The 21,058-nt window shown below is 40.9% G+C and carries 20 protein-coding genes; 11 read left to right on the top strand and 9 right to left on the bottom strand.

The features are described from left to right. The first annotated feature begins 65 nt into the window (after positions 1-65). Positions 66-995: a cobalamin-binding protein gene (locus tag VGE44_RS06495; RefSeq protein WP_331077138.1), complete on the top strand. Its 930-nt coding sequence runs from the start codon at positions 66-68 to the stop codon at positions 993-995. A 50-nt stretch (positions 996-1,045) separates the two neighbouring features. Here the strand turns inward: VGE44_RS06495 and VGE44_RS06490 are convergent, their stop codons facing one another. Continuing rightward, positions 1,046-1,567 (bottom strand): NAD(P)H-dependent oxidoreductase, encoded by a 522-nt coding sequence (locus VGE44_RS06490; protein ID WP_331077136.1) that lies wholly within the window; start codon positions 1,565-1,567, stop codon positions 1,046-1,048. A 174-nt stretch (positions 1,568-1,741) separates the two neighbouring features. On the opposite strand from VGE44_RS06490, the gene VGE44_RS06485 reads away from it, so the two are divergent. Genes VGE44_RS06485 through lepB form a run of 5 tightly spaced genes read left to right on the top strand, consistent with a single transcriptional unit; the run spans position 1,742 to position 5,954 of the window. Then, on the top strand, positions 1,742-2,545 hold the full coding sequence (locus VGE44_RS06485; RefSeq protein WP_324485899.1) for a ParA family protein: 804 nt from the start codon (positions 1,742-1,744) through the stop codon (positions 2,543-2,545). Position 2,546: 1 nt separating this feature from the next. Continuing rightward, complete coding sequence (locus tag VGE44_RS06480; protein WP_331077131.1) at positions 2,547-3,443, top strand: ParB/RepB/Spo0J family partition protein; 897 nt, start codon at positions 2,547-2,549, stop codon at positions 3,441-3,443. After that, positions 3,443-4,063: a DUF5683 domain-containing protein gene (locus VGE44_RS06475; protein WP_331077129.1), complete on the top strand. Its 621-nt coding sequence runs from the start codon at positions 3,443-3,445 to the stop codon at positions 4,061-4,063. The genes VGE44_RS06480 and VGE44_RS06475 overlap by 1 nt, the downstream gene beginning before the upstream one ends. A gap of 23 nt (positions 4,064-4,086) precedes the next feature. After that, positions 4,087-4,830, top strand: a complete 744-nt coding sequence (gene dapB, locus VGE44_RS06470) for a 4-hydroxy-tetrahydrodipicolinate reductase (RefSeq protein WP_331077127.1) — start codon at positions 4,087-4,089, stop codon at positions 4,828-4,830. A gap of 17 nt (positions 4,831-4,847) precedes the next feature. Then, positions 4,848-5,954: a signal peptidase I gene (lepB, locus tag VGE44_RS06465; RefSeq protein WP_331077125.1), complete on the top strand. Its 1,107-nt coding sequence runs from the start codon at positions 4,848-4,850 to the stop codon at positions 5,952-5,954. Positions 5,955-6,167: 213 nt separating this feature from the next. Here lepB and VGE44_RS06460 read toward each other — a convergent pair whose 3' ends face one another. From VGE44_RS06460 to rpmB, 8 genes are all read right to left on the bottom strand, one after another. Continuing rightward, positions 6,168-8,903 (bottom strand): carboxypeptidase regulatory-like domain-containing protein, encoded by a 2,736-nt coding sequence (locus VGE44_RS06460; protein WP_331077123.1) that lies wholly within the window; start codon positions 8,901-8,903, stop codon positions 6,168-6,170. A 101-nt stretch (positions 8,904-9,004) separates the two neighbouring features. Next, positions 9,005-10,090: an Ldh family oxidoreductase gene (locus VGE44_RS06455; protein WP_331077121.1), complete on the bottom strand. Its 1,086-nt coding sequence runs from the start codon at positions 10,088-10,090 to the stop codon at positions 9,005-9,007. A gap of 9 nt (positions 10,091-10,099) precedes the next feature. Next, on the bottom strand, positions 10,100-11,692 hold the full coding sequence (gene bshC, locus VGE44_RS06450) for a bacillithiol biosynthesis cysteine-adding enzyme BshC (protein ID WP_331077118.1): 1,593 nt from the start codon (positions 11,690-11,692) through the stop codon (positions 10,100-10,102). A gap of 44 nt (positions 11,693-11,736) precedes the next feature. Beyond that, positions 11,737-13,071 carry a 30S ribosomal protein S12 methylthiotransferase RimO gene (rimO, locus tag VGE44_RS06445; protein ID WP_331077116.1) on the bottom strand — a complete coding sequence of 445 codons (1,335 nt, stop codon included), beginning with the start codon at positions 13,069-13,071 and terminating at the stop codon, positions 11,737-11,739. Positions 13,072-13,086: 15 nt separating this feature from the next. Further along, on the bottom strand, positions 13,087-14,049 hold the full coding sequence (gene ftsY, locus VGE44_RS06440; protein WP_331077114.1) for a signal recognition particle-docking protein FtsY: 963 nt from the start codon (positions 14,047-14,049) through the stop codon (positions 13,087-13,089). A 103-nt stretch (positions 14,050-14,152) separates the two neighbouring features. After that, positions 14,153-14,320 (bottom strand): DUF4295 domain-containing protein, encoded by a 168-nt coding sequence (locus VGE44_RS06435; RefSeq protein WP_331077112.1) that lies wholly within the window; start codon positions 14,318-14,320, stop codon positions 14,153-14,155. 84 nt (positions 14,321-14,404) lie between these two features. Further along, a complete protein-coding gene (gene rpmG / locus VGE44_RS06430) occupies positions 14,405-14,587 on the bottom strand; it encodes a 50S ribosomal protein L33 (RefSeq protein ID WP_079703649.1) in 183 nt (60 codons plus the stop codon). Between the two features lie 95 nt (positions 14,588-14,682). Next, the gene (rpmB, locus tag VGE44_RS06425) at positions 14,683-14,916 is read right to left on the bottom strand and encodes a 50S ribosomal protein L28 (RefSeq protein WP_079703650.1); all 234 of its coding nucleotides are present in this window, start codon (positions 14,914-14,916) and stop codon (positions 14,683-14,685) included. A 225-nt stretch (positions 14,917-15,141) separates the two neighbouring features. Here rpmB and acs point away from each other — a divergent pair, with 225 nt between their 5' ends. The 5 genes from acs to VGE44_RS06400 all read left to right on the top strand — a co-directional run. Further along, complete coding sequence (acs, locus tag VGE44_RS06420) at positions 15,142-17,055, top strand: acetate--CoA ligase (RefSeq protein ID WP_331077104.1); 1,914 nt, start codon at positions 15,142-15,144, stop codon at positions 17,053-17,055. Between the two features lie 148 nt (positions 17,056-17,203). After that, positions 17,204-17,389 (top strand): CsbD family protein, encoded by a 186-nt coding sequence (locus VGE44_RS06415; protein ID WP_331077102.1) that lies wholly within the window; start codon positions 17,204-17,206, stop codon positions 17,387-17,389. Positions 17,390-17,528: 139 nt separating this feature from the next. Continuing rightward, complete coding sequence (surE, locus tag VGE44_RS06410) at positions 17,529-18,302, top strand: 5'/3'-nucleotidase SurE (RefSeq protein WP_331077100.1); 774 nt, start codon at positions 17,529-17,531, stop codon at positions 18,300-18,302. A gap of 154 nt (positions 18,303-18,456) precedes the next feature. Continuing rightward, positions 18,457-19,566 (top strand): lipid-A-disaccharide synthase, encoded by a 1,110-nt coding sequence (gene lpxB / locus VGE44_RS06405; protein ID WP_331077098.1) that lies wholly within the window; start codon positions 18,457-18,459, stop codon positions 19,564-19,566. Positions 19,567-19,760: 194 nt separating this feature from the next. Continuing rightward, on the top strand, positions 19,761-21,058 hold a 1,298-nt coding region (locus VGE44_RS06400; RefSeq protein WP_331077096.1), incomplete at its 3' end, for a hypothetical protein.

The following is a 21,058-nucleotide window of genomic DNA, read 5'->3' as shown; positions in this document are numbered from 1 at the left end:
TGCCCCGGTCTCAGGACCGGGGCATTTTTTTTTAATAATTGTACATTTGCCAAAAATGAAAAGAGATGCAGGATAGAAAAATTATTTCTCTGTTGCCGGCAGCCACAGAAATTATTTGTGCGCTGGGTTTGGAGCAGCAGCTGGTTGGCCGTTCTCATGAATGTGATTATCCTGAAAGTGTCAAGAATCTGCCGGTATGTTCTTCAGCAAAATTCCTTCCTGGCTCCAATAGTGCAGAAATAGACAGACAAGTGAAAGAAATACTCTCTGATTCACTTTCAATTTATACTGTTGACAAAGAACTGATAAAAAGTCTGGCGCCCGATGTTATTATTACCCAGGCCCAATGTGAAGTTTGTGCTGTGAGCCTTAAAGATGTGGAGTTTGCGATGAATGACCTGCTTGAAAAAGGCTGTCAGGTCATTTCTCTGGAGCCACATGAATTATCTGATATTTACCGGGATATCCGAAACCTTGCAGATCAGCTTGGTGTGGGAGCAGCAGGAAAAGATTTACTTGAATTATCGGAAGAACGTAATGATATTATTCGTCATAAACTCAAATTCATCACTGAGAAGCCTAAAGTAGCCTGTATAGAATGGCTTTCACCCCTGATGATCGCCGGAAACTGGACACCTGAAATCATTGAGATTGCTGGTGGTATTCCGGTGCTGACTGAGAAAGGAAAGCATTCGGGATATGTTAGTTTTGAGGATATTCAGAAAGAGGATCCCGATATCATCGTACTGATGCCTTGCGGATTTTCGGTGGAGAGAACCTTAAAAGAGATTAATATTATGCTGGAACTGCCGGGATGGAGAGAATTAAAGGCCATTCAGGATAATAGAATTTATATAGCTGATGGGAATCAATATTTTAACAGATCAGGGCCGAGGATAACTGATAGCATTGAGATCATGGCTGAGATCATTAACCCGAAGCAGTTTATTTTTGGGTATGAAGGAGAAGGATGGATTAGGTTCATGCAACGCTGACAGGATTCAAAACCCTGTCAGCGTTTCTTAAACCCTGTCTGCGTTAGCCTTTAAAATTCTATAAATCGTTCAATCTGCTGATTGGTAAATTTCACTGTATCTTCATTAAAAAGGTTCCCGTTTTCATCAAATTCTTTCCTGATGTTAGGAATATGTATGCGTAATGGCAAGACATGCATATTGATATAATGGCAGATTCCTGTAAAATGGTCTATACCCCGAATATTACCGTATTTGCCGCTTGAGAGTCCGACCAGCGCCGCCTTTTTTCCAAAAAAGCTTTCCGGAAAGGAACAGGCATCAATAAAAGTTTTTAAGACTCCGGGGAAGCTTCCATTATACTCAGGGATTACGAAAATGAATTTGCTGCTTGCAGAAATTTTTTCCTGAATACTTTGAAAGGCTTCGCTGCGTTTCCCATAAAGGTCTGACTTGATAAGGTCGCCGGGAAGTTCACAGAGCGAGAGAATTTCTGAGTCGAAACCTCTTTCTGACAATTGCCGGTGATAATATTCGGCGAGTTTCAGAGTATTGCTTCCCTCACGATTAGTGCCGGAAATTATTGTCGTCATTTTGTGGATAAGATGTGCAAAACGAAAATCGCCCCGCGGTGTAATTAGTTTTAAGTTTGTATCTTAGAATTTATTAAAAAATCCTATTTAATCAGTCAAAAGTAGTGTTTTGAACCGCTTAGAATTTATTGTTTAGACTTTTTAATATCACGTATTTGTAATTATTTTTTTAAAATGAGCAAAATTATCGCATTAGCAAATCAAAAAGGGGGCGTTGGAAAAACTACTTCCGCCATAAATCTTGCAGCGAGTTTGGCTGTTCTTGAGTACCGTACCCTTTTGGTTGATGCAGATCCACAGGCAAATTCAACATCAGGAATAGGTTTTGACCCGCGTACGATTAAGGCCAGTATATACGAGTGTATAATTAATGAGATAGATCCTTTAGAGGCTATTCAAAATACGGACACTCCAAACCTTGATCTGCTTCCTGCCCATATTGATCTGGTAGGTGCAGAAATTGAGATGATCAATTTAACAAACAGGGAATATAAGATGAAAGCGGTTCTGGATAAGATCCGTGATAATTATGATTTCATTATCATTGACTGCTCTCCCTCTTTGGGCCTGATCACAATCAATGCTCTTACAGCAGCAGATTCAGTAATTATTCCTGTTCAGTGTGAGTACTTTGCACTTGAAGGTCTGGGTAAATTGCTGAACACTATAAAGATTGTTCAGAGTCGGTTAAATCCGAATCTTCAGATTGAAGGTATATTGCTGACTATGTATGATGTCAGACTGAGACTGTCAAATCAGGTTGTTGAAGAAGTGAAGACTCATTTCCAGGATCTGGTCTTTGACACAATCATTCAACGGAATACCCGCTTAAGTGAGGCCCCAAGTTATGGTATCTCGGTTATTATGCACGATGCAAATTGTAAAGGAGCAATCAATTACCTTAATTTAGCCCGTGAGATCATTCGTAAAAACGGACTGGTTTCGAATGAGGAGGCTGTAAAACAAGCTTTAGTATAATATGATCTACCAAAAGAAAACCGGATTAGGAAGGGGATTAAGAGCTCTTTTGGACGATTCGGATTTGCCGGAAAATGACAGACAACAGGTTAGTAATGAAAGCTCCTCACTGGGTTCTATCAGCTCCGTAAAGATCAGTCAGGTTCAGGTTAATCCATTTCAACCCCGTACTGATTTTGATCCTGAAGCACTCCATGAACTCGCGGAGTCGATCAAACTGCAGGGCTTGATTCAACCAATCACTGTCAGACAGTCGGGACAGAATTCTTATCAGCTTATTTCAGGTGAACGCAGGTTAAGGGCATCCAAACTGGCGGGCTTAACCGAGATTCCGGCTTATGTTCGTACAGCAAATGACCAACAAATGCTGGAAATGGCGCTGATTGAAAATATTCAGCGTGAAAATCTGAATGCAATAGAAGTAGCCCTTAGCTTTCAGCGGATGATTGACGAATGTAATTTGAAGCAGGAGCAACTTGGGGAGCGTGTGAGCAAGAACCGCTCTACTGTAACCAATTACCTTCGTTTGCTAAAACTTCCCCCTGCTATTCAGGCTTCTATACGAGATAAAGAGATCTCTATGGGGCATGCACGTGCTCTGATTTCAGTAGAGGATGTCGATAAACAACTTTATCTTTTTCAGGAGATCATAAATCGCGGACTTTCGGTACGTAAGGTAGAAGATTTAGTAAGACAGCTGCAGAATATTGGAAAAGGAAAAAAACCTGTAAAGGCAAGCGGAATGTCTTTTCAGTACATGAAGATTCAGGATGATCTTGCCTCTAAGTTTAGCACTAAGGTTAAGCTAAAGCTGGATGAAAAAGGTAAGGGCTCTATTGAAATTGGGTTCATGTCTGATGATGATCTGAACCGGATTCTGGAAATGTTAGACTGGTAATGAAATTGAAAATCCTATTGGGTTTCATCTTTATGTGTTTTTTAACGCAAACAGATGCGCTTTCCCAGGTTACAGGGACTCCTCCTGCTAAATCAGACAGCAGTAAAGTGAAAGTAAAAAAAGAGCCCGTTCTGAAAGATTCTGCCCGTCTTGCAATCGAAGCGATGCCTCGTCGTGCAGCAATGAGATCCCTGATGCTGCCGGGCCTCGGACAGATCTACAACAAACGCTGGTGGAAAGTTCCGTTAGTTTATGGTGGTTTTATTGGAATTGGCCTCGTTTTTGAGTTTAATCAGCGGAATTATAAAGTCTTTCTGAAGGAAGCCCAATTTCGTGAACTTAATCCCGAAAAAACAGAAAATCCACTGTACTCAGGATATACTAATGAAGGAATTATTCAGATTAAGGATGCTTACAGACGAGATCGGGATCTTTCAGTATTAGCCGGACTAGGATTTTATGCGATTACAATCATTGATGCTTATGTTGATGCAAAGTTTTTCAGGTTTGATATTTCTGATGAATTGTCGATAAAAGTACAGCCATCTGTAAGCCAGTTGCCTGTTTACGCTTCAGCTTTTTCCCCTGCTGTAGGGCTAAAACTGAAGCTGAGTTTATGAAGATGTGTATATAATTTAAAATAATGAAGATAGCTATTCTTGGATATGGTAAAATGGGCCGTATCATTGAACAATTTGCAATTGAAAGAGGCCACGAAGTTGTTCTGAAGGTCAATGTTGATAATTTGGAGGATCTGAGTATCCCGAATTTAGAAAAGGCAGATGTAGCCATTGATTTTAGTACCCCTGATTCTGCCCTGGGCAATATCGAGATTTGCTTTGCAGCACATGTTCCGATTGTGGTGGGTACTACAGGATGGTATGGCCATTTACAGGCAGTAAAGAATAAATGTGAGGAGAGTAACAATACACTTTTATACGCATCTAATTTTAGTATTGGAGTGAATGTATTCTTTTTTGTGAATAAAGTGCTTGCTAAGATCATGAACAGGTATCCCCAATACGAGGTTCAGGTTGAAGAGATTCATCATACACAGAAACTTGATTCCCCAAGCGGTACTGCTATGACTATTGCTGAAGGTATTATTTCTGAACTTGACCGCAAGAATGAGTGGGCGAATGAGCTGATAGGTTCTGGTGAAGAATTAATACCTAAGCCAGATCAGTTACTGATCGAATCACATCGTATAGAGGATGTTCCGGGCACTCATACGGTCATTTATAGTTCGGAAGTAGATGATATTGAATTTAAGCATAAGGCTCATAGTCGTGCCGGTTTTGCCCTTGGCGCTGTAATGGCAGCAGAGTGGCTGGAAGACAAGACCGGATTTTTTAATATCACAGATATGTTTGATTTTAGCATTTAAATTGATTACAATAGAGCATGAGTTTAACAAATAAGGGTAAATCGAAGGATAAGAAAGTTCGGACTAAGAAAAGTGCCGGAAGAGAGTGGTTTGACGCTATTCTGTTTGCTGTGGTGGCTGCTACTTTAATCAGGGGACTTTTTATTGAGGCCTATGTTATTCCAACGGGTTCTATGGAGAAAACACTGCTTGTCGGTGATTATCTTTTCGTCAGTAAAGTGAACTATGGAGCAAGGATGCCCATCACACCGGTATCTTTTCCTTTTGCTCATCACACCATGCCAATAACCGGAACAAAGGCATATTGGGAAGGCATTCAGTGGGATTACCGCCGTCTCCCGGGACTAGGAGAGGTTAAACGGAATGATGTTGTTGTTTTTAACTTCCCGATGGATGCAGATGCACCCTTATCGAGACCTGTTGATAAACGTGAGAACTACATTAAACGCTGTCTGGCTATAGGTGGAGATACTATACAGATCAAAGATGCCCGTGTATATCTGAATAACAAGCCGGCTGAGGTTCCTGTTTTTGGCGAAAAATATTATTATGTAAAGTCTGATGGGACTGATTTTAATCCTCAGGCAATAGAAGATCTGAATATTGAAGCACAGCGCTCATCTGCAGATGAGTATATTTTTAATATGACTGCGGCCGATGCAGAAATTATTAAGGGCTGGGCAAATGTAAAGAGTGTGAATCCTTACATCAGACCATTGAACGAATTTGATTCTCAGATATTTCCGCATAATCCTTCAATTAAATGGAATGCCGATAATTTCGGGCCGCTTATCGTACCAAAAGAAGGTTGGACAGTGAAACTGGATAGCAGCAATTATTCAGTTTACGAACGTGCAATTTCAGTTTATGAGGGAAATAAGATTGAAAGAGTTGGAAATGATATCCTGATTAATGGCAAAAAGACAAATAGCTATACTTTTAAAATGAATTATTACTGGATGATGGGTGATAACAGGGACAATTCTCTGGATTCACGTTATTGGGGCTTTGTACCTGATGACCACATCGTGGGTAAGGCTTTATTCGTGTGGATGAGCTGGAATACAAAAGGCACCTTCTTCGATAAAATACGATGGAGCAGATTGCTTGGTGGGATTCATTAGAATCTAAAATCATTCAACAAAAAAGGAGGCCCTGCGATTAGTCCCAGGGCCTCCTTTTTTTTTAGCTCGTCTGTCATTCCGAAAGCTGCCCATCAGCAGCTGAGGAAACTCTGCTATTATAGATCAAATTTTGTTTCATGAGCACAAAGTTCCTTCACTTCGTTCTGGATGACAGGTGGAAAGCGCCAAAAGCTTATAGCTCAAAATTAAATTTTACTCAACCTTATACCGGTAAATAAACCTGGATAGATTCCCATCAATATCAGTGCCTTCTACGATTGCTTTGTAGGTACCTTTATTATCCCCATTATAAAACTCAACTGCCATATTCCCAGCCTTGTCTGTAAAGATTCTTGGATTCCAGTAAATGGTACTGCGAAGGTCAGATCCCGTGGTGCGGCTTTCAGGGCTCAAATATTTGGGTGAGTAGAACTCTCTCTTTTTGATATATCCCTGAGGGTTGAAAGTCAAAACGTTATTCTGAGGAAATAATTTTTTCAGGTCTTCAGCACTCACTGGCTTGCCTGTAGGTACAGTTTTAGAGTTTATTACTAATACACCATTTGTATTATACATCCGGTTTACCATTCCCAACTCATCTTTCAGGAAGATCTCGATATTGTCAACATCAGCAGGGTTAATATTGTTCAGATAGTTAGCATCAACAGGCATCCCATTATAAAAGATCTGCACGGGCACCCTAAGTCCGGAGTTATAGACCCTGGTCACATAAAAATTATTATCATTGAAAGTAAGTCCAGTTGCTGCTGTTTGCAGACAGGTAAGTAAGATCGGACATCCCTTAAACCGTTCGCTGTCAATTAAATGATCGGGCTGAGCGCCAAGGCCTGAAAGAGCCGGATGATCCAAATGGCTTGCTTTTTTTATCGCTGTAGCCTTAACTACGACCTCCTGAAGCATTTGAGTTGCCAAAAAATATTGCCTTTTACTATTATCGAGATAAGTTGCCAAAGCACTGTCAATGTTAAGTTCTTCATCCGGAACATTGACATTTTTGCTGATTGTCGGGAAGGCAGTACCATTCAGCATGATCATCATGTTGCGTGCTGCAGTTGAACTTCTTGCACTGATAGTAGCTTCTGCTGAATCGGTAATCACCACTTTTTCAAATTTGAACTCCCCTTTCAGATTGGTTGTGGTTTCGGCATAGAACTTACTTTCCGGAACTACCAGCTTCAAACTGCCTTTGGAGACCGGCATGCCGTTCGATGTACGCAAAATCCCTGTAAATTCAATTCCCTGCTCAGGAAGAACACTTATCACAGGCTCCCTGCCTTTGATGATATCTTCATATGAGAATTTGCGGTATCCCTGGGTAAGCATCAGCAAATCAAGATCCGCGAGTTTTTTTTCATTGGTCTGATTGAAATAGTAATTAGGCTTTTCAATAAAGCCTCTTAATTCTGAAGAAATCAGAAAGGAGCTAAGAATAGTTGTTTCTTCATCTTCGGAATGCGGAACTTTGGATTCATTGATAACTGATAGAGAAAAATTTCCTTCAACGGGAGCATTTCTTGTTTTAGCAGTGATATTCATTTTCACCGGCTGTCTTGAGCCATAAACCTTTTTATCGGAATTTATGCTCAGACTTGAAACATCTGTTTGATTAACAAATACCAGACGTTCGGTTAAAGGTTCGCCTTTATTTGTGAACAGGGTAATCTGTACAATTCCGGTTGGAAACTTGTTTTTTGCTATAGAGGCCCCAATGTTCATAGTTGCTAAATTGGTCTGTGCCGCAAAACAGATAACACCCTTACTTCTGGCTATCAGGTAGAAATTCTTATCCCGGTTTTGGGCAAAAAAGGCCGGATTACTTGAAAGCTGCAAAATGATATTCGAAGCTGTTGAGCTAACAACAGATATTGCAATTCCGGATGATTTAGCCTGTGGCAGGGGAATAGTTTTCTTGATTCCGTTTGAAAAGCTAAGGTTGGCTTTATAGGTTTTACCACTTTCGGGTAAAAGCGTAAATGATCCCATTCCCAGATGCTGTGATTGAATGCTGCTGATTACCTTACCAGTATTATCAACTATTTCACCCTTAACATCAATCCCGAGGCCCTTTTCCTGAACGGCTTTGAATGCTACCTTCCTACTTACATTTTCAATTAAATCCCCTCCTTCAGGAAAAAACTGAAAATCGGCTTCGGAAAACGAATTTTTCAGCGAGAATTGAGAAGTAATCAGTTTTCCGGTTTCTGCTTCAAGTACCGTCTCAAGTATTCCGGTATCCAAAGCTGCTTTTTGACCCGCACTTAATTTTAAAGAAACCATTCCATCTGCATTGGTTGTTTCCCTCCCCCGTGCTATGGTTTCAAATTTGGAAATAAGACTCCAGCTTATCTTTTTATTCGCAAATGGCTTTCCTTCCGGGTCTTTATATAAGATGTTTGCTGTTATTGTTGGCGAACTGTCCGGATTCTGCCCACTGAGTGAAATATTAGTAATGATATTCCTGTTAATTGCATTTCCAACTTTGATATTTTTAGTAAAGAAATATTCATCACTGAAATTCAACATCCAATAGGTGTATGCTCTGATTCTATAGTTGCTTGATTTGTAGACAGATGGGTCAAGGGTGATACTGCCGTATGCTGAAGTATTAACCACCGGCAGCTTCATAGATCTGACCAGGGTGTCATTTTCTGAAATAATATCCACATACAAAACTTTACTCAGGTCGGAGGGTAAATCCTGACCTGTAGCAACATAAGCTTTAAACCAGATGGTATCTCCGACAGCGTAATAGGGTTTGTCGAAATGCAGATAAACTTTTTCTGAAGGATAATCCTGAATAAGCTTTTGGGATCGGTCTACTATAGTCTGTAAACTTATTGTGTCCTGTGCGAACAGTTGACCGGCCTGCAAAAGAAATAACAGCGCAATAATTAATGAACGGTAAACTTTCATCTTGAATTGAATCATATATGCGAATATAGATTAAATGAACTTTTTAACCATACATCCCTTAATGTTTAACATATTTTAATGATTGAGAGGCTTGAATATAGAAATTCAGCCGATGATCAGCTGAGTCTGTTGATTCCCAATTTATCTGCAAGGTCATTCAGATCATTGCACACCTCATTAATTAGAGGAATACCTTTGCTCTGCCGCTCTTTTTCTGCGATTAACTCAGGTTCACCGGGGATAATCACTTTCAGGTCTTCACTGATTGGTTTTGCTGAGCTGAAACGTTCTATCCAATTGTCAAGATGAGTTTTGAATTCCTCAACCGGCCTGAAGCCATCAACTCGCAAGGCACCTAAAAAATGACCTAATCCCAAACCAACGGGATCGTTGGATGGTTCCATGAATGCGACAAAAGGAGGTGCCCATGGGCCGTAATTGGCACCTGAGAGCACTGCAGAGAGGATATCAACCGTTGCGCTTAGTCCGAAGCCTTTATGGCTACCGTGGTCCCTGTCGCTTCCCAGAGGCAGCAGAGAGCCTCCTTTTTTTAATTCATGTGGATCTATTGACGGCTGCCCGTTTGAATCCTGTATCCAGCCTTCTGGAACAGGTTTGCCTGTTCGCTGTGCAATTTCCAGTTTACCATTGGCGGCGGCTGAGGTTGCCATATCCACAATGACAGGAGGATATTTCCCGGCAGGGAAAGCATAGCACATCGGGTTAGTCCCCAGCATTCGTTCATTGGCAAAGGTTGGTGCTACCAGCGGACTTGCATTGGTCATCGCAAATCCAATCATATCCCTCTCAACAGCCATCATGGTGTGATAGGCTGCAATTCCAAAATGATTGGAATTCCTGACAGATACCCAGCCTGATCCATATTTTTCTGCTTTGTCAATAGCCACTTTCATTGCAAAAGGAGCTACAACGAGCCCCAGGCCTGCATCTCCGTCAATAGTGGCTGTAGTTGGAGTTTCATGAACTATTTTGATATCTGGTGAGGGATTAATCCGGGCTTTTTCCCATAGGCGAACATAGCCGGTTAGCCTTGCCACGCCATGCGAGTCAATACCGCGAAGATCTGCTTTAATGAGTACATCAGCGGCCAGATCAGCATGCTCTGAAGAGCAGCCCATTTTCAGGAAAACGGATCTTGTGAAATCCCGCAGCTTAGTTTCGGTAAAGGTATGATAGGTCATGTATCTAATCTACTCTTCTAATATCGTAAATTTCAGATCAAGAGGTTTGAAGTTCCCGATAAGGGCTTTTATGAAACCTTTACCATACTTCACATAGAACAAACCAAAGTTTTCAGACCGTTCCTGTAATCCGCCATTTGGAAAAAGCTTTGATTTGATTACATCGATCTGGGAAAGTGCGTCGCCAAAATTTCTTTTCTCGGCTTTAATTAATTTAGCTTCCAGATTTTTAACAGCTTTTTGTAATCTTGATTTTACTGCCTCAGAACTTGGCCCCAGACTTGGGTCGATCTTATAAGTACGCAATTTTATCTTTTCAAAAATGGAGCTGAGCTCCTGCCACTCATCATGTAAATTAAGGCTATGCTCAGTATGGCTAAATACCCATTCTTTTTTTAGCTCTTCAGAATTTTTAAAAATATCTTTTATATTAAGATCCAGCCGGTTTAGTTTCGTTTCCAGATTCAGGGAAGCGAATATCGCAGAATTTCGAAGAAGCAAAATTGGGAAGTCAACACCGAAATAGTCGAAATTTTGTTTTAGCTGCAGCCAGTAAATAATTTCTGCCCCTCCTCCGATATAGGCCAGGTTCGGAAGGATTACTTCTTCATAAAGCGGGCGCATCACAACATTCGGACTAAAGCGTTCAGGAAAATCCTGGATCTCTTTTAATAATTCTTCCTCGTTGAAACTGATCTCTGTATTTAATACCCGGTATAGATCTTCTTCAAAAACGATTCGTTCCCTCAAACCATCCATCAGGTAGAAAAAATTTATCTCCCTTGGATTTACCTGTGCTTCTATCCCTTTTTCTGCTAGCTTTTTATTGGTATCAGTGATGGTTCTGAAGCTATGCTGGCCGGTGATATCTTTTGCAATGATCTCTGAAAATTCCTTCTTTAACCTTCTGTCATCTGCGTCCAGAATTACCAATCCATACTCTTCAAAAAGGGAGTTGACCAGTTGCCTGCTCGCATCTGCCAGATTTGTAGTGCCTGTATATGCAGAGCTAATCAGTTTACCCAACTCATCAGCATTTTCTGAAACTCCCAGAACTGCAAGATACTCCAGAACTGCTTTTTCTATCCCTTTCGTTGCTAATCTGCCAGTGGCTCCTGTCGCATCCAGTTCCCAGCTGATCTTCTTTCCCGAGATGTAAGTATGATTGATTTCCGCAAAATCATGATCTTCTGTTGCCATCCAGTACACAGGTACAAAGTTTTTATCCGGAAAGTTGGATTTTAATTCCTTTGCCAGATTTATCGCAGTGACGATCTTAAAAATGAAATATAATGGACCCGTAAAAATATTGAGCTGATGGCCTGTACAAACAGTAAAAGTATTCTTTTGAAGCAGCAGGCTGATGTTTGAGTTTACCAGCTCATTACAGGGTTGTGGTAATTTGGAATATTGCTCCCTTAAAACTTCGACCAGAATTTCTCTGTTCGAATTGTTTTTTTTCGAGGCCAATAAGTCCTTGAATCCCTGAAGGTTGGGGCTATATGATTGGAAGGAACTTAAGTCCGTTTCATTGTTCAGATAGCGGATCAGGCCTTCCGAAAAGCTTCTGGTTTCACTGTAATCAATATAAGTTGCCTTCATCAGAAACGAAATTAGCGGAAATTAATGAATTCCTCTTTGCTGATCTAAATTTTGACAATCTGACCATACAGATCGAAATCTTCGGCACGGTCGATTTTTACCTTAACAAAGCTTCCTGGAGTGGCATAGCTGATTCTGGCATCAATTAAAACCTCATTATCTACTTCTGGCGAATCATATTCTGTTCTTCCTGTTAAATAATTACCCTCCTTTTTATCGATCAGTACCTTGTAAGTCCGACCAACTTTATCCTGATTGATATCGAATGAGATTTCCTGCTGAATACCCATGATTGTTTCCACACGTTCCTGCTTTACTTCCTCAGGAACATCATCAATAAGTTCGTAGGCATGCGTTTTTTCTTCATGAGAATAGGTGAAACATCCCAGACGGTCGAAACGGGTTTCAGTAACCCAATCCCTCATTTCTTCAAAATCTCTTTCTGTTTCTCCGGGATAGCCGCAGATCAGAGTTGTACGTAAGGCGATATCAGGCACTTTATCACGAATGGAATTAACCAGATCAATTGTTTTTTGTCTTGTAATTCCACGTCTCATGGAGCTCAGCATCGAATCGCTGATGTGCTGAAGAGGCATATCCAGGTAATTGCAGATATTGGAACGTTCGTTCATCACTTCCAGAATATCCATTGGGAAACCCGAAGGATAGGCATACTGAAGTCTGATCCATTCAATTCCATCAACATCCGACAGATTGCGTAGCAAATCGGCAAGATTTCGTTTGCTGTAGAGGTCAAGCCCGTAATAAGTCAGATCCTGAGCGATTAAGATCAGCTCTTTGGTGCCATTCTTCGCGAGGAATTTAGCTTCTTTTACTAAATCTTCAATAGGTTTGGAAACATGTTTCCCCCTCATCAGTGGAATTGCACAAAAGGAGCAGGGCCTGTTACATCCTTCAGCAATTTTAAAATAGGCAAAATGTGATGGGGTAGTCAGCAGACGTTCTCCTAGCAGTTCATGCTTGTAATCTGCGCCTACCGAACTCAAAAGTTTTTGAAGATCGTTTGTTCCAAAATAGGAGTCCACATTTTTGATTTCGGCTTCAAGCTCTGGCTTGTACCGCTCAGAAAGGCATCCGGTTACGATAAGCTTAGAAATTTTCCCCTGGTCTTTTAACTCGCTGTATTGCAGGATAGTATCAATTGATTCCTGTTTCGCATTATCAATAAAGCCGCAGGTATTGATAACGATGATGTCATCCTTACGAAGTGAATCGGCTTCATGAACAACATCCATCTGGTTACCTCTTAACTGGCCCATCAGGACTTCAGAATCATGAATATTTTTTGAACAACCCAGTGTTATGACATTGACCCTCGGTTTTACCGGGGTAGGTTTTGTGCTAATTTTAGTCTTCATTCTTTGCTTCTCTGATTATTTAAAAAGGGAGTCGACAAACTCTTTCTTATTAAATAATTGCAGATGATCTATTCCTTCACCCACACCGATGTATTTCACCGGAATTTTAAACTGATCAGATATCCCGATCACGACCCCGCCTTTTGCTGTGCCGTCTAATTTGGTTAACGCTAATGCGTTTACTTCAGTTGCCTGCGTAAACTGCTTACATTGCTCAATTGCATTTTGTCCGGTGGAGGCATCCAGTACAAGAAGGATCTCATGTGGAGCTCCAGGTACGATTTTCTGCATCACCTGTTTGATCTTGGTTAACTCATTCATCAGAGCAACTTTGTTATGCAGGCGGCCGGCTGTGTCAATAATTGCCACATCATCGCCATTGGCAACAGCTGATTGCAGGGTATCAAAGGCAACAGATGCGGGGTCAGAGCCCATTGGCTGGGCAACGATTCGTACATTTACCCGTTCTGCCCAGAGTTTTAGCTGATCTACAGCGGCTGCCCTGAAAGTATCTGCTGCACCCAAAACCACCTTGTTTCCGGCAATTTTCAATTTATGAGCCAGTTTACCAATAGTTGTGGTCTTGCCAACACCATTTACCCCAACAACCATGATGACATATGGTTTATGATCACCGTATTCAAAATTTCTAAAATCGTTGCTGTTGTTCTCTGATAAAAGGCTTTGGATTTCAGAACGTAAAAGTTCATTCAGCTCCGAAGTATTGATGTATTTATCACGGGCTACGCGAGCCTGGATCCGATCAATGATCTTTAAGGTAGTTTGAACACCCACATCCGAGTTAACCAGAATTTCTTCAAGTTCATCGAGCACATCATCGTCAACGGTCGATTTCCCGACAACAGCTTTGGTAATCTTCGTAAAAAGGCCTTCCTTGGTCTTCTCGAGGCTTTTGTCCAGTTCTACCTGTTCCTGTATGTTGTTTTCTTTTTTCTTGAAAAAATCAAATAATCCCATGGTGCCAAATTTAAGAAATCTGCCGGGGCGGATAACAATTATATAATGAAAAAAGCCACCCGACGATTATACGCGGGCGGCTTCTGTTAATACATTGTGAAAATTACTTAGAGGTATTAGTTCCTGCAATAGCGTCTTTCACGTGATCGTTATGAACGATAATTTCTTTGAATGAGTAAGCACCGGTTTTTGGCGACTTATTCATTGTGATAACTTTTGAATATTCTTTACCAGCACCTGTCTTCAGGGTTGCAACTACTTTCTTTGCCATTTCTGTATGTTATTTGAGTTGTAGTGTAGGTTTTAAGTTGTAGATTTTAAGTTTTCAATACTTATAAATACCACTTATAACTTATTACTTAATTTCTTTGTGAACAGTTACTTTTCTCAGAACAGGATTGAATTTCTTTAATTCCAAACGCTCTGTAGTGTTCTTTTTATTCTTGGTGGTTACGTAACGAGACATTCCAGCCATGCCACTTTCCTTATGCTCGGTACATTCTAAAATAACCTGAACTCTGTTGCCTTTCTTAGCCATTGTATTATCTTTTTAGTTTTAAGTTGTAGGTTTTAAGTTGTAAGTTTTCAGTATAATTAATTACTTATAACCTATAACTTAATACTTATAACTCTCTATATGTATCCTTTTTTAAGGAATTTGTTAATTACAGCAGTGATGCCATTTTTACTGATGGTTTTGATCGCTGAAGTAGAAACTTTCAACGTGATCCATCTGTCTTCTTCTGGGATGTAAAACTTTTTTACATGCAGGTTAGGATAAAATTTACGTTTGGTTTTTACGTTTGAGTTAGAAACGTTGAAACCGTTCATCGCCATTTTTCCTGTTAAATCACAAATTCTCGACATGACTATAAGTGTATCTATTATTTAAATTCAAATCTTTAAAGAGTTTGCAAATATCGGGAGAAAAAATCAGATACGCAATACTTTATCAATAAATTTAGACTTTCCTTTTAAAAGCATCCGGGCATCCGGCATTAATGTAATTTTTTTGCATCTATATTAGGCTAACAGGTCTGAATATGATATAATTGTACTCTTATATTTAATTTACCGAACAACAATAAAAAAATGAATCTTCGTATTAATTCCTTTGACGATTACAAACGCGTTTATGACTACAGTGTAGCAGAACCAGAGAATTTCTGGGCTGAGGTGGCCGATACCTTTTACTGGCAGAAAAAATGGGATAGAGTTCTGGATTGGAACTTCACTGAGCCCAATGTGAAATGGTTTAGTGGTGCTAAGTTAAACATAACGGAGAATTGCCTTGATCGTCATCTTGAGAATAGTGCAGATAAAATTGCAATGCTTTGGGAGCCGAATGATCCTGAAGAGCATTACAGATCATTTACCTATAAAGAACTGCATTTTAAAGTCGTTCAGTTTGCAAATGCACTGAAGAATAATGGTGCAAAAAAGGGCGACCGTATTTGTATTTATATGCCTATGGTTCCAGAACTTGCAATTGCAGTACTGGCTTGTGCACGTATTGGTGCAATTCACTCAGTGGTTTTCGGAGGCTTTTCTGCTCAGTCGATTGCTGATCGTATCAATGATGCCCAGTGTAATTTGGTAATAACTGCTGATGGTGGTTTTAGAGGGAATAAAGATATTCCGCTTAAAAATATAATTGATGATGCCATTGTACAGTGTACATCGGTTCAGAGAATAATCGTTTTAACCCGTACCCGTACTCCGGTATCTATGATCAAAGGACGCGATGTATGGTGGGAAGATGAGATTAAAAAAGTAGAAACTCAGGGTAATCCTGCATGTCCGGCTGAGCCGATGGATGCTGAAGATCCTTTATTTATATTGTATACTTCAGGTTCTACAGGTAAGCCTAAAGGGGTTGTTCATACCTGCGGAGGTTATATGGTTTATACCGGATATACCTTCAGAACTGTATTCCAGTACCAGCCTGGTGAAGTTCATTTCTGTACTGCAGATATTGGCTGGATTACCGGTCACTCGTATATTGTTTACGGACCATTATCTCAGGGGGCAACAACCCTGATGTTCGAAGGTGTACCAACCTGGCCTGATGCAGGTCGTTTCTGGGAAATAGTAGATAAGTACAAGGTAAATATCCTTTACACTGCTCCAACAGCGATCCGTTCTCTGATGAGTTTTGGCGATGAACCTTTAAAAGGGAAAGATCTGAGCTCGCTTACCAAGCTTGGTTCAGTGGGCGAGCCTATAAATGAGGAAGCATGGCACTGGTATAATGATAAGATCGGAAAAGGAAAATGTCCAATTGTTGATACCTGGTGGCAGACCGAAAATAGCGGAATTATGATCTCAGCAATTGCAGGTATCACTCCAACAAAACCTGGATATGCTACACTGCCTTTACCGGGGGTTCAGCCTTGCCTTGTTGATGAGCAGGGTGTTGAATTAACAGGTAATGATGTGAGCGGGAATTTATGTATCAAGTTCCCATGGCCGGGAATTATCCGTACAACCTATGGAGATCATGAGCGTTGCCGTCTGACTTATTTCTCTACTTACAAGAATATGTATTTTACTGGTGACGGCTGTTTAAGAGATGAGGACGGATACTACCGCATTACCGGAAGGGTTGATGATGTAATCAATGTATCCGGTCACCGTATCGGTACCGCAGAGGTTGAAAATGCAATTAATATGCACGCAGACGTTGTAGAAAGCGCTGTTGTGGGTTATCCTCATGATATCAAAGGGCAGGGAATTTATGCCTATGTTATCCTTGGAACTTCTACACACGATCACGATCTGACAAGAAGGGATATCCTTCAAACTGTTGCCCGTATCATTGGAGCGATCGCTAAACCTGATAAGGTTCAGTTTGTATCAGGTCTGCCGAAAACAAGATCCGGTAAGATCATGCGAAGAATCCTTAGAAAAATTGCTGAAGGTGAAACTTCAAACCTTGGAGATACTTCAACACTTCTTGATCCTTCCGTTGTAGAAGAAATCAGGAACGGAGCTGCTAATTTGTAAGTTTCCTCTTCTGGTTGGTGTTCGCACAAATCAGGTTTAGGATTTTCTGTGGCTGGTGATAACACCAGCCACAGAAAATATGCGACACCAGTCACATGGAATATTTTCGGTCTAACTGCGTTTAATAGTTTAACATAAACACAAAACTATGGATAAGTTAGAATTAAAAGGAAAATGGACCGAGATGAAGGGCAAAGTCAAACAGGCTTATGCTGATATGACTGATGATGATCTCAAATACGAAGAAGGTAAAGATGAAGAGCTTTACGGAAGGCTCCAGCAAAAAACAGGCAAGACACGTGAAGACCTTATTGACTGGCTGAAAAGCTTATAACATAGAGACAAGCCCCTGTTAGAACAGGGGCTTTTTTAATTCCCCCACCTTTGCTTGATGTTATCACCAGGCATTTTTTTGGTATTGTAAGTAAGCAGACAATCATCCCTGCAAAGGAAAATTTCGTAATTTCGCTGCGATGAAAAAAAATAAACCTACCATTCTTGTCGTAAACGACGATGGAATTACTGCTCCAGGTATAAAGGCTCTGATTGAAGTAATGCAGGGCATTGGAAATGTTGTTGTTGTTGCTCCTGACGGACCACAGTCTGGTACAGGCCATGCAATCACCATAGCCAAGCCTTTGCGTTTGGATAAGGTAGAATTGTACGAAGGTGTTGAGATGTATAAATGCTCAGGAACTCCGGTTGATTGTGTGAAACTGGCAGTAAATAAGGTGTTTAAAGGCAAAAAACCTGATTTATGTGTATCCGGTATAAACCATGGATTGAACAACTCAATTAATGTGCTTTATTCCGGGACAATGTCTGCAGCAGTTGAAGGTGCAATTGAAAGTATACCTTCCATCGGTTTCTCACTCGACGATTTTGGTCATGATGCTGACTTCAGCCATTGCAAAAAATATATCGAGAAGATAACCAATCAGGTTTTGAAGAATGGCCTTGGTTTAGGGACTTTACTGAATGTTAATTTTCCAAGAGGGGCGGCCATTAAAGGAATTAAAATATGCAGGCAGGCAAATGCCAAATGGGCAGAAGAGTTTGATGAGCGTACCGACCCGAACAGACGTAGTTATTACTGGCTGACAGGAGTGTTCCAGAATAATGATCATGGTGAAGATACTGATGTTTGGGCCCTTGATAATGGTTTCGTATCAGTTGTTCCGGTACAGTTCGACATGACCGCACATCATGCTATTCCGATTCTGAATACATGGGATTTGGAGATGTGAGCTATGTGCTGCGTGAAATGAGATAGAGCGGGGATTGTGCTTATAAGTTTAATCGGCACACAGCCCTTTGACCATAGCCCAAAGCAAAATCAACTAGCTACATTTATCTAAGTTTGATACAGGTAAGTTTATTTATTTAGAACGATACCCATTCATGAAGTACTACATAATTGCCGGTGAAGCCTCGGGTGATCTGCATGGATCAAACCTGATGAAAGCGCTTAAACTGAAAGATCCAAATGCGGAATTCAGGTATTTTGGCGGCGACCTGATGATGGCTGTATCTCCCGGATTAGCCAAGCATTATTCAGAAATGGCTTTTATGGGATTTGTCGAAGTGATTGCAAACCTGAATTCTATCCTCAAAAACATTAAGACGGCAAAACAGGATATCCTTAAATTTCAGCCTGAGGTTGTCATTCTGGTCGATTTTCCCGGTTTCAATTTGAAGATTGCCGATTTTGCCAAGGACAAAGGATTTAAAGTCTTTTACTATATCTCACCGAAAGTCTGGGCATGGAACCAAAAACGGGTATTAAAGATTAAGAAGGTCGTCGACCGTATGTTCTGTATTCTGCCTTTTGAGGTAGAATTCTATAAAAAATGGGGAATGGATGTCGATTATGTAGGTAATCCGATATTGGATGCAATAGCTTCCAATCCTCCTGACGAATTATTTAAGATTACCCATAATCTGGATGTCAGGCCAGTTATTGCACTCCTCCCGGGAAGCAGGAAGCAGGAACTTGAAAGGGTCTTGCCAGAAATGGTCAGAACGGCAGATCGTTTTCCTGAATATCAGTTTGTAATCGCTGGAGCACCTTCTTTCACTGAAGAAGACTATTCTGGCTATCTCGAAGGCAGAAAAATAGCTGTCATTTTTAATGCGACCTATAATCTGTTGCTTAATTCAAAGGCAGCCATTGTAACTTCGGGTACAGCAACTCTGGAAACAGCTCTCCTGAAAACCCCGCAGGTGGTCGTTTACAAAGGTAATCCTGTATCAATCGCGATTGCTCGTATGCTGGTTAAGATTAAGCATATCTCCCTGGTCAACCTGGTTATGGATCAGACTATTGTTAAAGAACTGATCCAGGAAGATTGTACCAGCAGGATGATCGGGAATGAACTCGATCTGATGCTGAATGATCCACTCTATCGCACCGAAATGCTGATCAATTACGATGAACTTGCCATTCGTATGGGTGAGCCGGGGGCATCCGGCAGGGCAGCGGCACTCATGTTTGCCTATCTGAATAACTGATCAATCCTTAATCTTTATTCCGTTTCTGTTCCAATAAAAAAAATATTTTCCGAACACAACCAAAGCACTCCTTTTTCAGTATGTATTATATTGATAATTAGATCGTAAAGGATAAAATAATCTTCTTAAATTGAATGTTTAATTCCCGGTGCTACACCGGTAATCTGTTCGTCATTATTTTTTAATGATTTAATATGTTTCGGAGGCTGCTTTTAGTTTTCTTACTTGGCTTTGCTGCTTATCGCGGTAATGCCCAGTTAGTTACAGAATGTCCCCAAAACATTGGTTTCGAGAATGGCAGTTTTCAAAACTGGGATTGTTATATCGGTGAAATTTCGGGTACAGGTGATCGTTTCCCTAACGCGGTCAGACCCCCGAGAGTATCTTTAAATTTTTCAGGTCCGGTTCGGGGGCAGCACTCACTAATTAGAAGTGGTTCAGGCAGGGATAGTTATGGAGAGTTTTCCCTGGACGCTCCCAATGGCAGTGATTATGTGGTCCAATTAGGAAATGACCTTACCGGCAGGGGAGTAGACCGGATCAGCTATACGATCAATGTTCCGGCGAATGTAGAATCTTATTCGATCATATTCAGTTACGCGGTGGTATTTCAGAATCCCGGGCATGAGCCTGATGAGCAACCTAAATTTACGGCCCGGGTTTTTGACCCTATGTCGGATAGTTCAACGGATTGCGGATCTTTTGAATTTGTATCCTCAGGTGGATTACCTGGATTTCAGCCTTCAGACCGGGATTCGAGAGTATTATATAAGGATTGGGCACCCGTGCTTGTTAATTTGTCAAGTTATCTTGGTCGTACCATCCGCCTGGAATTCACCTCCTACGACTGCTCAAGAGGAGGCCATTTTGGATATGCCTATATCGATTTTAATGAGAATTGTTCCATTCCGGTTACGGGTAATATTACCTGTCCTGAGACCAATTCAATTACACTTAAAGCACTTCCGGGTTTTTTTGGCTATCGCTGGTTTAATGCAGAAACGAAGGAAGATCTGGGTCAGAGCGATAGCCTGGTGATCTCACCCGTTCCTGCAGTGGGTACAAAAATAGGTATTGAACTTGTTCCATACCCGGGACTGGGATGTACTCAGATCTTATACACAATAATAACTGGAATGGACATGAGTATTCGTGATCCGGTCCCGAGATGTATTAGTGTTGACCTTACAGATATCTCATTGAAGGTGGGAAACAGCTCCGACCTGACTTATTCCTACTGGAGGAACAGTCAGGCGACTATACCATTGCCCAATCCCAGCAGAGTTGCTGTGAGTGGGGTGTATTATGTCAAAGGTATGAGCTCTTCGGGCTGCGTCAGAATATTACCCACCCTTGTCACCATTGTACAGGTGCCGAAGGTTACATTAAACCGCGTATTACAGGCAGATTATCCTGAAACAATTGATCTGACTAAAGCATATACACCGGCACCCGATCTAACCTACAGCTATTGGATGGATAATGAAACCAC

The organism is Daejeonella sp., assembly GCF_036405355.1.
GTDB lineage: Bacteria > Bacteroidota > Bacteroidia > Sphingobacteriales > Sphingobacteriaceae > Daejeonella.
Note: the sequence above shows the minus strand (reverse complement) of the source record. Positions and strands in the feature narration are given on the sequence as shown.

Bases quoted from the DNA above. Each gene is read 5' to 3' on its own strand.
- VGE44_RS06480 (WP_331077131.1), top strand. From the start codon at position 2,547: ATGATCTACCAAAAGAAAACCGGATTAGGAAGGGGATTAAGAGCTCTT.
- VGE44_RS06495 (WP_331077138.1), top strand. From the start codon at position 66: ATGCAGGATAGAAAAATTATTTCTCTGTTGCCGGCAGCCACAGAAATT.
- rpmG (WP_079703649.1), bottom strand. From the start codon at position 14,587: ATGGCTAAGAAAGGCAACAGAGTTCAGGTTATTTTAGAATGTACCGAG.
- bshC (WP_331077118.1), bottom strand. From the start codon at position 11,692: ATGAAGGCAACTTATATTGATTACAGTGAAACCAGAAGCTTTTCGGAA.
- VGE44_RS06455 (WP_331077121.1), bottom strand. From the start codon at position 10,090: ATGACCTATCATACCTTTACCGAAACTAAGCTGCGGGATTTCACAAGA.
- rimO (WP_331077116.1), bottom strand. From the start codon at position 13,071: ATGAAGACTAAAATTAGCACAAAACCTACCCCGGTAAAACCGAGGGTC.
- acs (WP_331077104.1), top strand. From the start codon at position 15,142: ATGAATCTTCGTATTAATTCCTTTGACGATTACAAACGCGTTTATGAC.
- ftsY (WP_331077114.1), bottom strand. From the start codon at position 14,049: ATGGGATTATTTGATTTTTTCAAGAAAAAAGAAAACAACATACAGGAA.
- surE (WP_331077100.1), top strand. From the start codon at position 17,529: ATGAAAAAAAATAAACCTACCATTCTTGTCGTAAACGACGATGGAATT.
- VGE44_RS06475 (WP_331077129.1), top strand. From the start codon at position 3,443: ATGAAATTGAAAATCCTATTGGGTTTCATCTTTATGTGTTTTTTAACG.
- VGE44_RS06435 (WP_331077112.1), bottom strand. From the start codon at position 14,320: ATGGCAAAGAAAGTAGTTGCAACCCTGAAGACAGGTGCTGGTAAAGAA.
- rpmB (WP_079703650.1), bottom strand. From the start codon at position 14,916: ATGTCGAGAATTTGTGATTTAACAGGAAAAATGGCGATGAACGGTTTC.
- dapB (WP_331077127.1), top strand. From the start codon at position 4,087: ATGAAGATAGCTATTCTTGGATATGGTAAAATGGGCCGTATCATTGAA.
- VGE44_RS06415 (WP_331077102.1), top strand. From the start codon at position 17,204: ATGGATAAGTTAGAATTAAAAGGAAAATGGACCGAGATGAAGGGCAAA.
- VGE44_RS06485 (WP_324485899.1), top strand. From the start codon at position 1,742: ATGAGCAAAATTATCGCATTAGCAAATCAAAAAGGGGGCGTTGGAAAA.
- VGE44_RS06490 (WP_331077136.1), bottom strand. From the start codon at position 1,567: ATGACGACAATAATTTCCGGCACTAATCGTGAGGGAAGCAATACTCTG.
- VGE44_RS06460 (WP_331077123.1), bottom strand. From the start codon at position 8,903: ATGATTCAATTCAAGATGAAAGTTTACCGTTCATTAATTATTGCGCTG.
- lepB (WP_331077125.1), top strand. From the start codon at position 4,848: ATGAGTTTAACAAATAAGGGTAAATCGAAGGATAAGAAAGTTCGGACT.
- lpxB (WP_331077098.1), top strand. From the start codon at position 18,457: ATGAAGTACTACATAATTGCCGGTGAAGCCTCGGGTGATCTGCATGGA.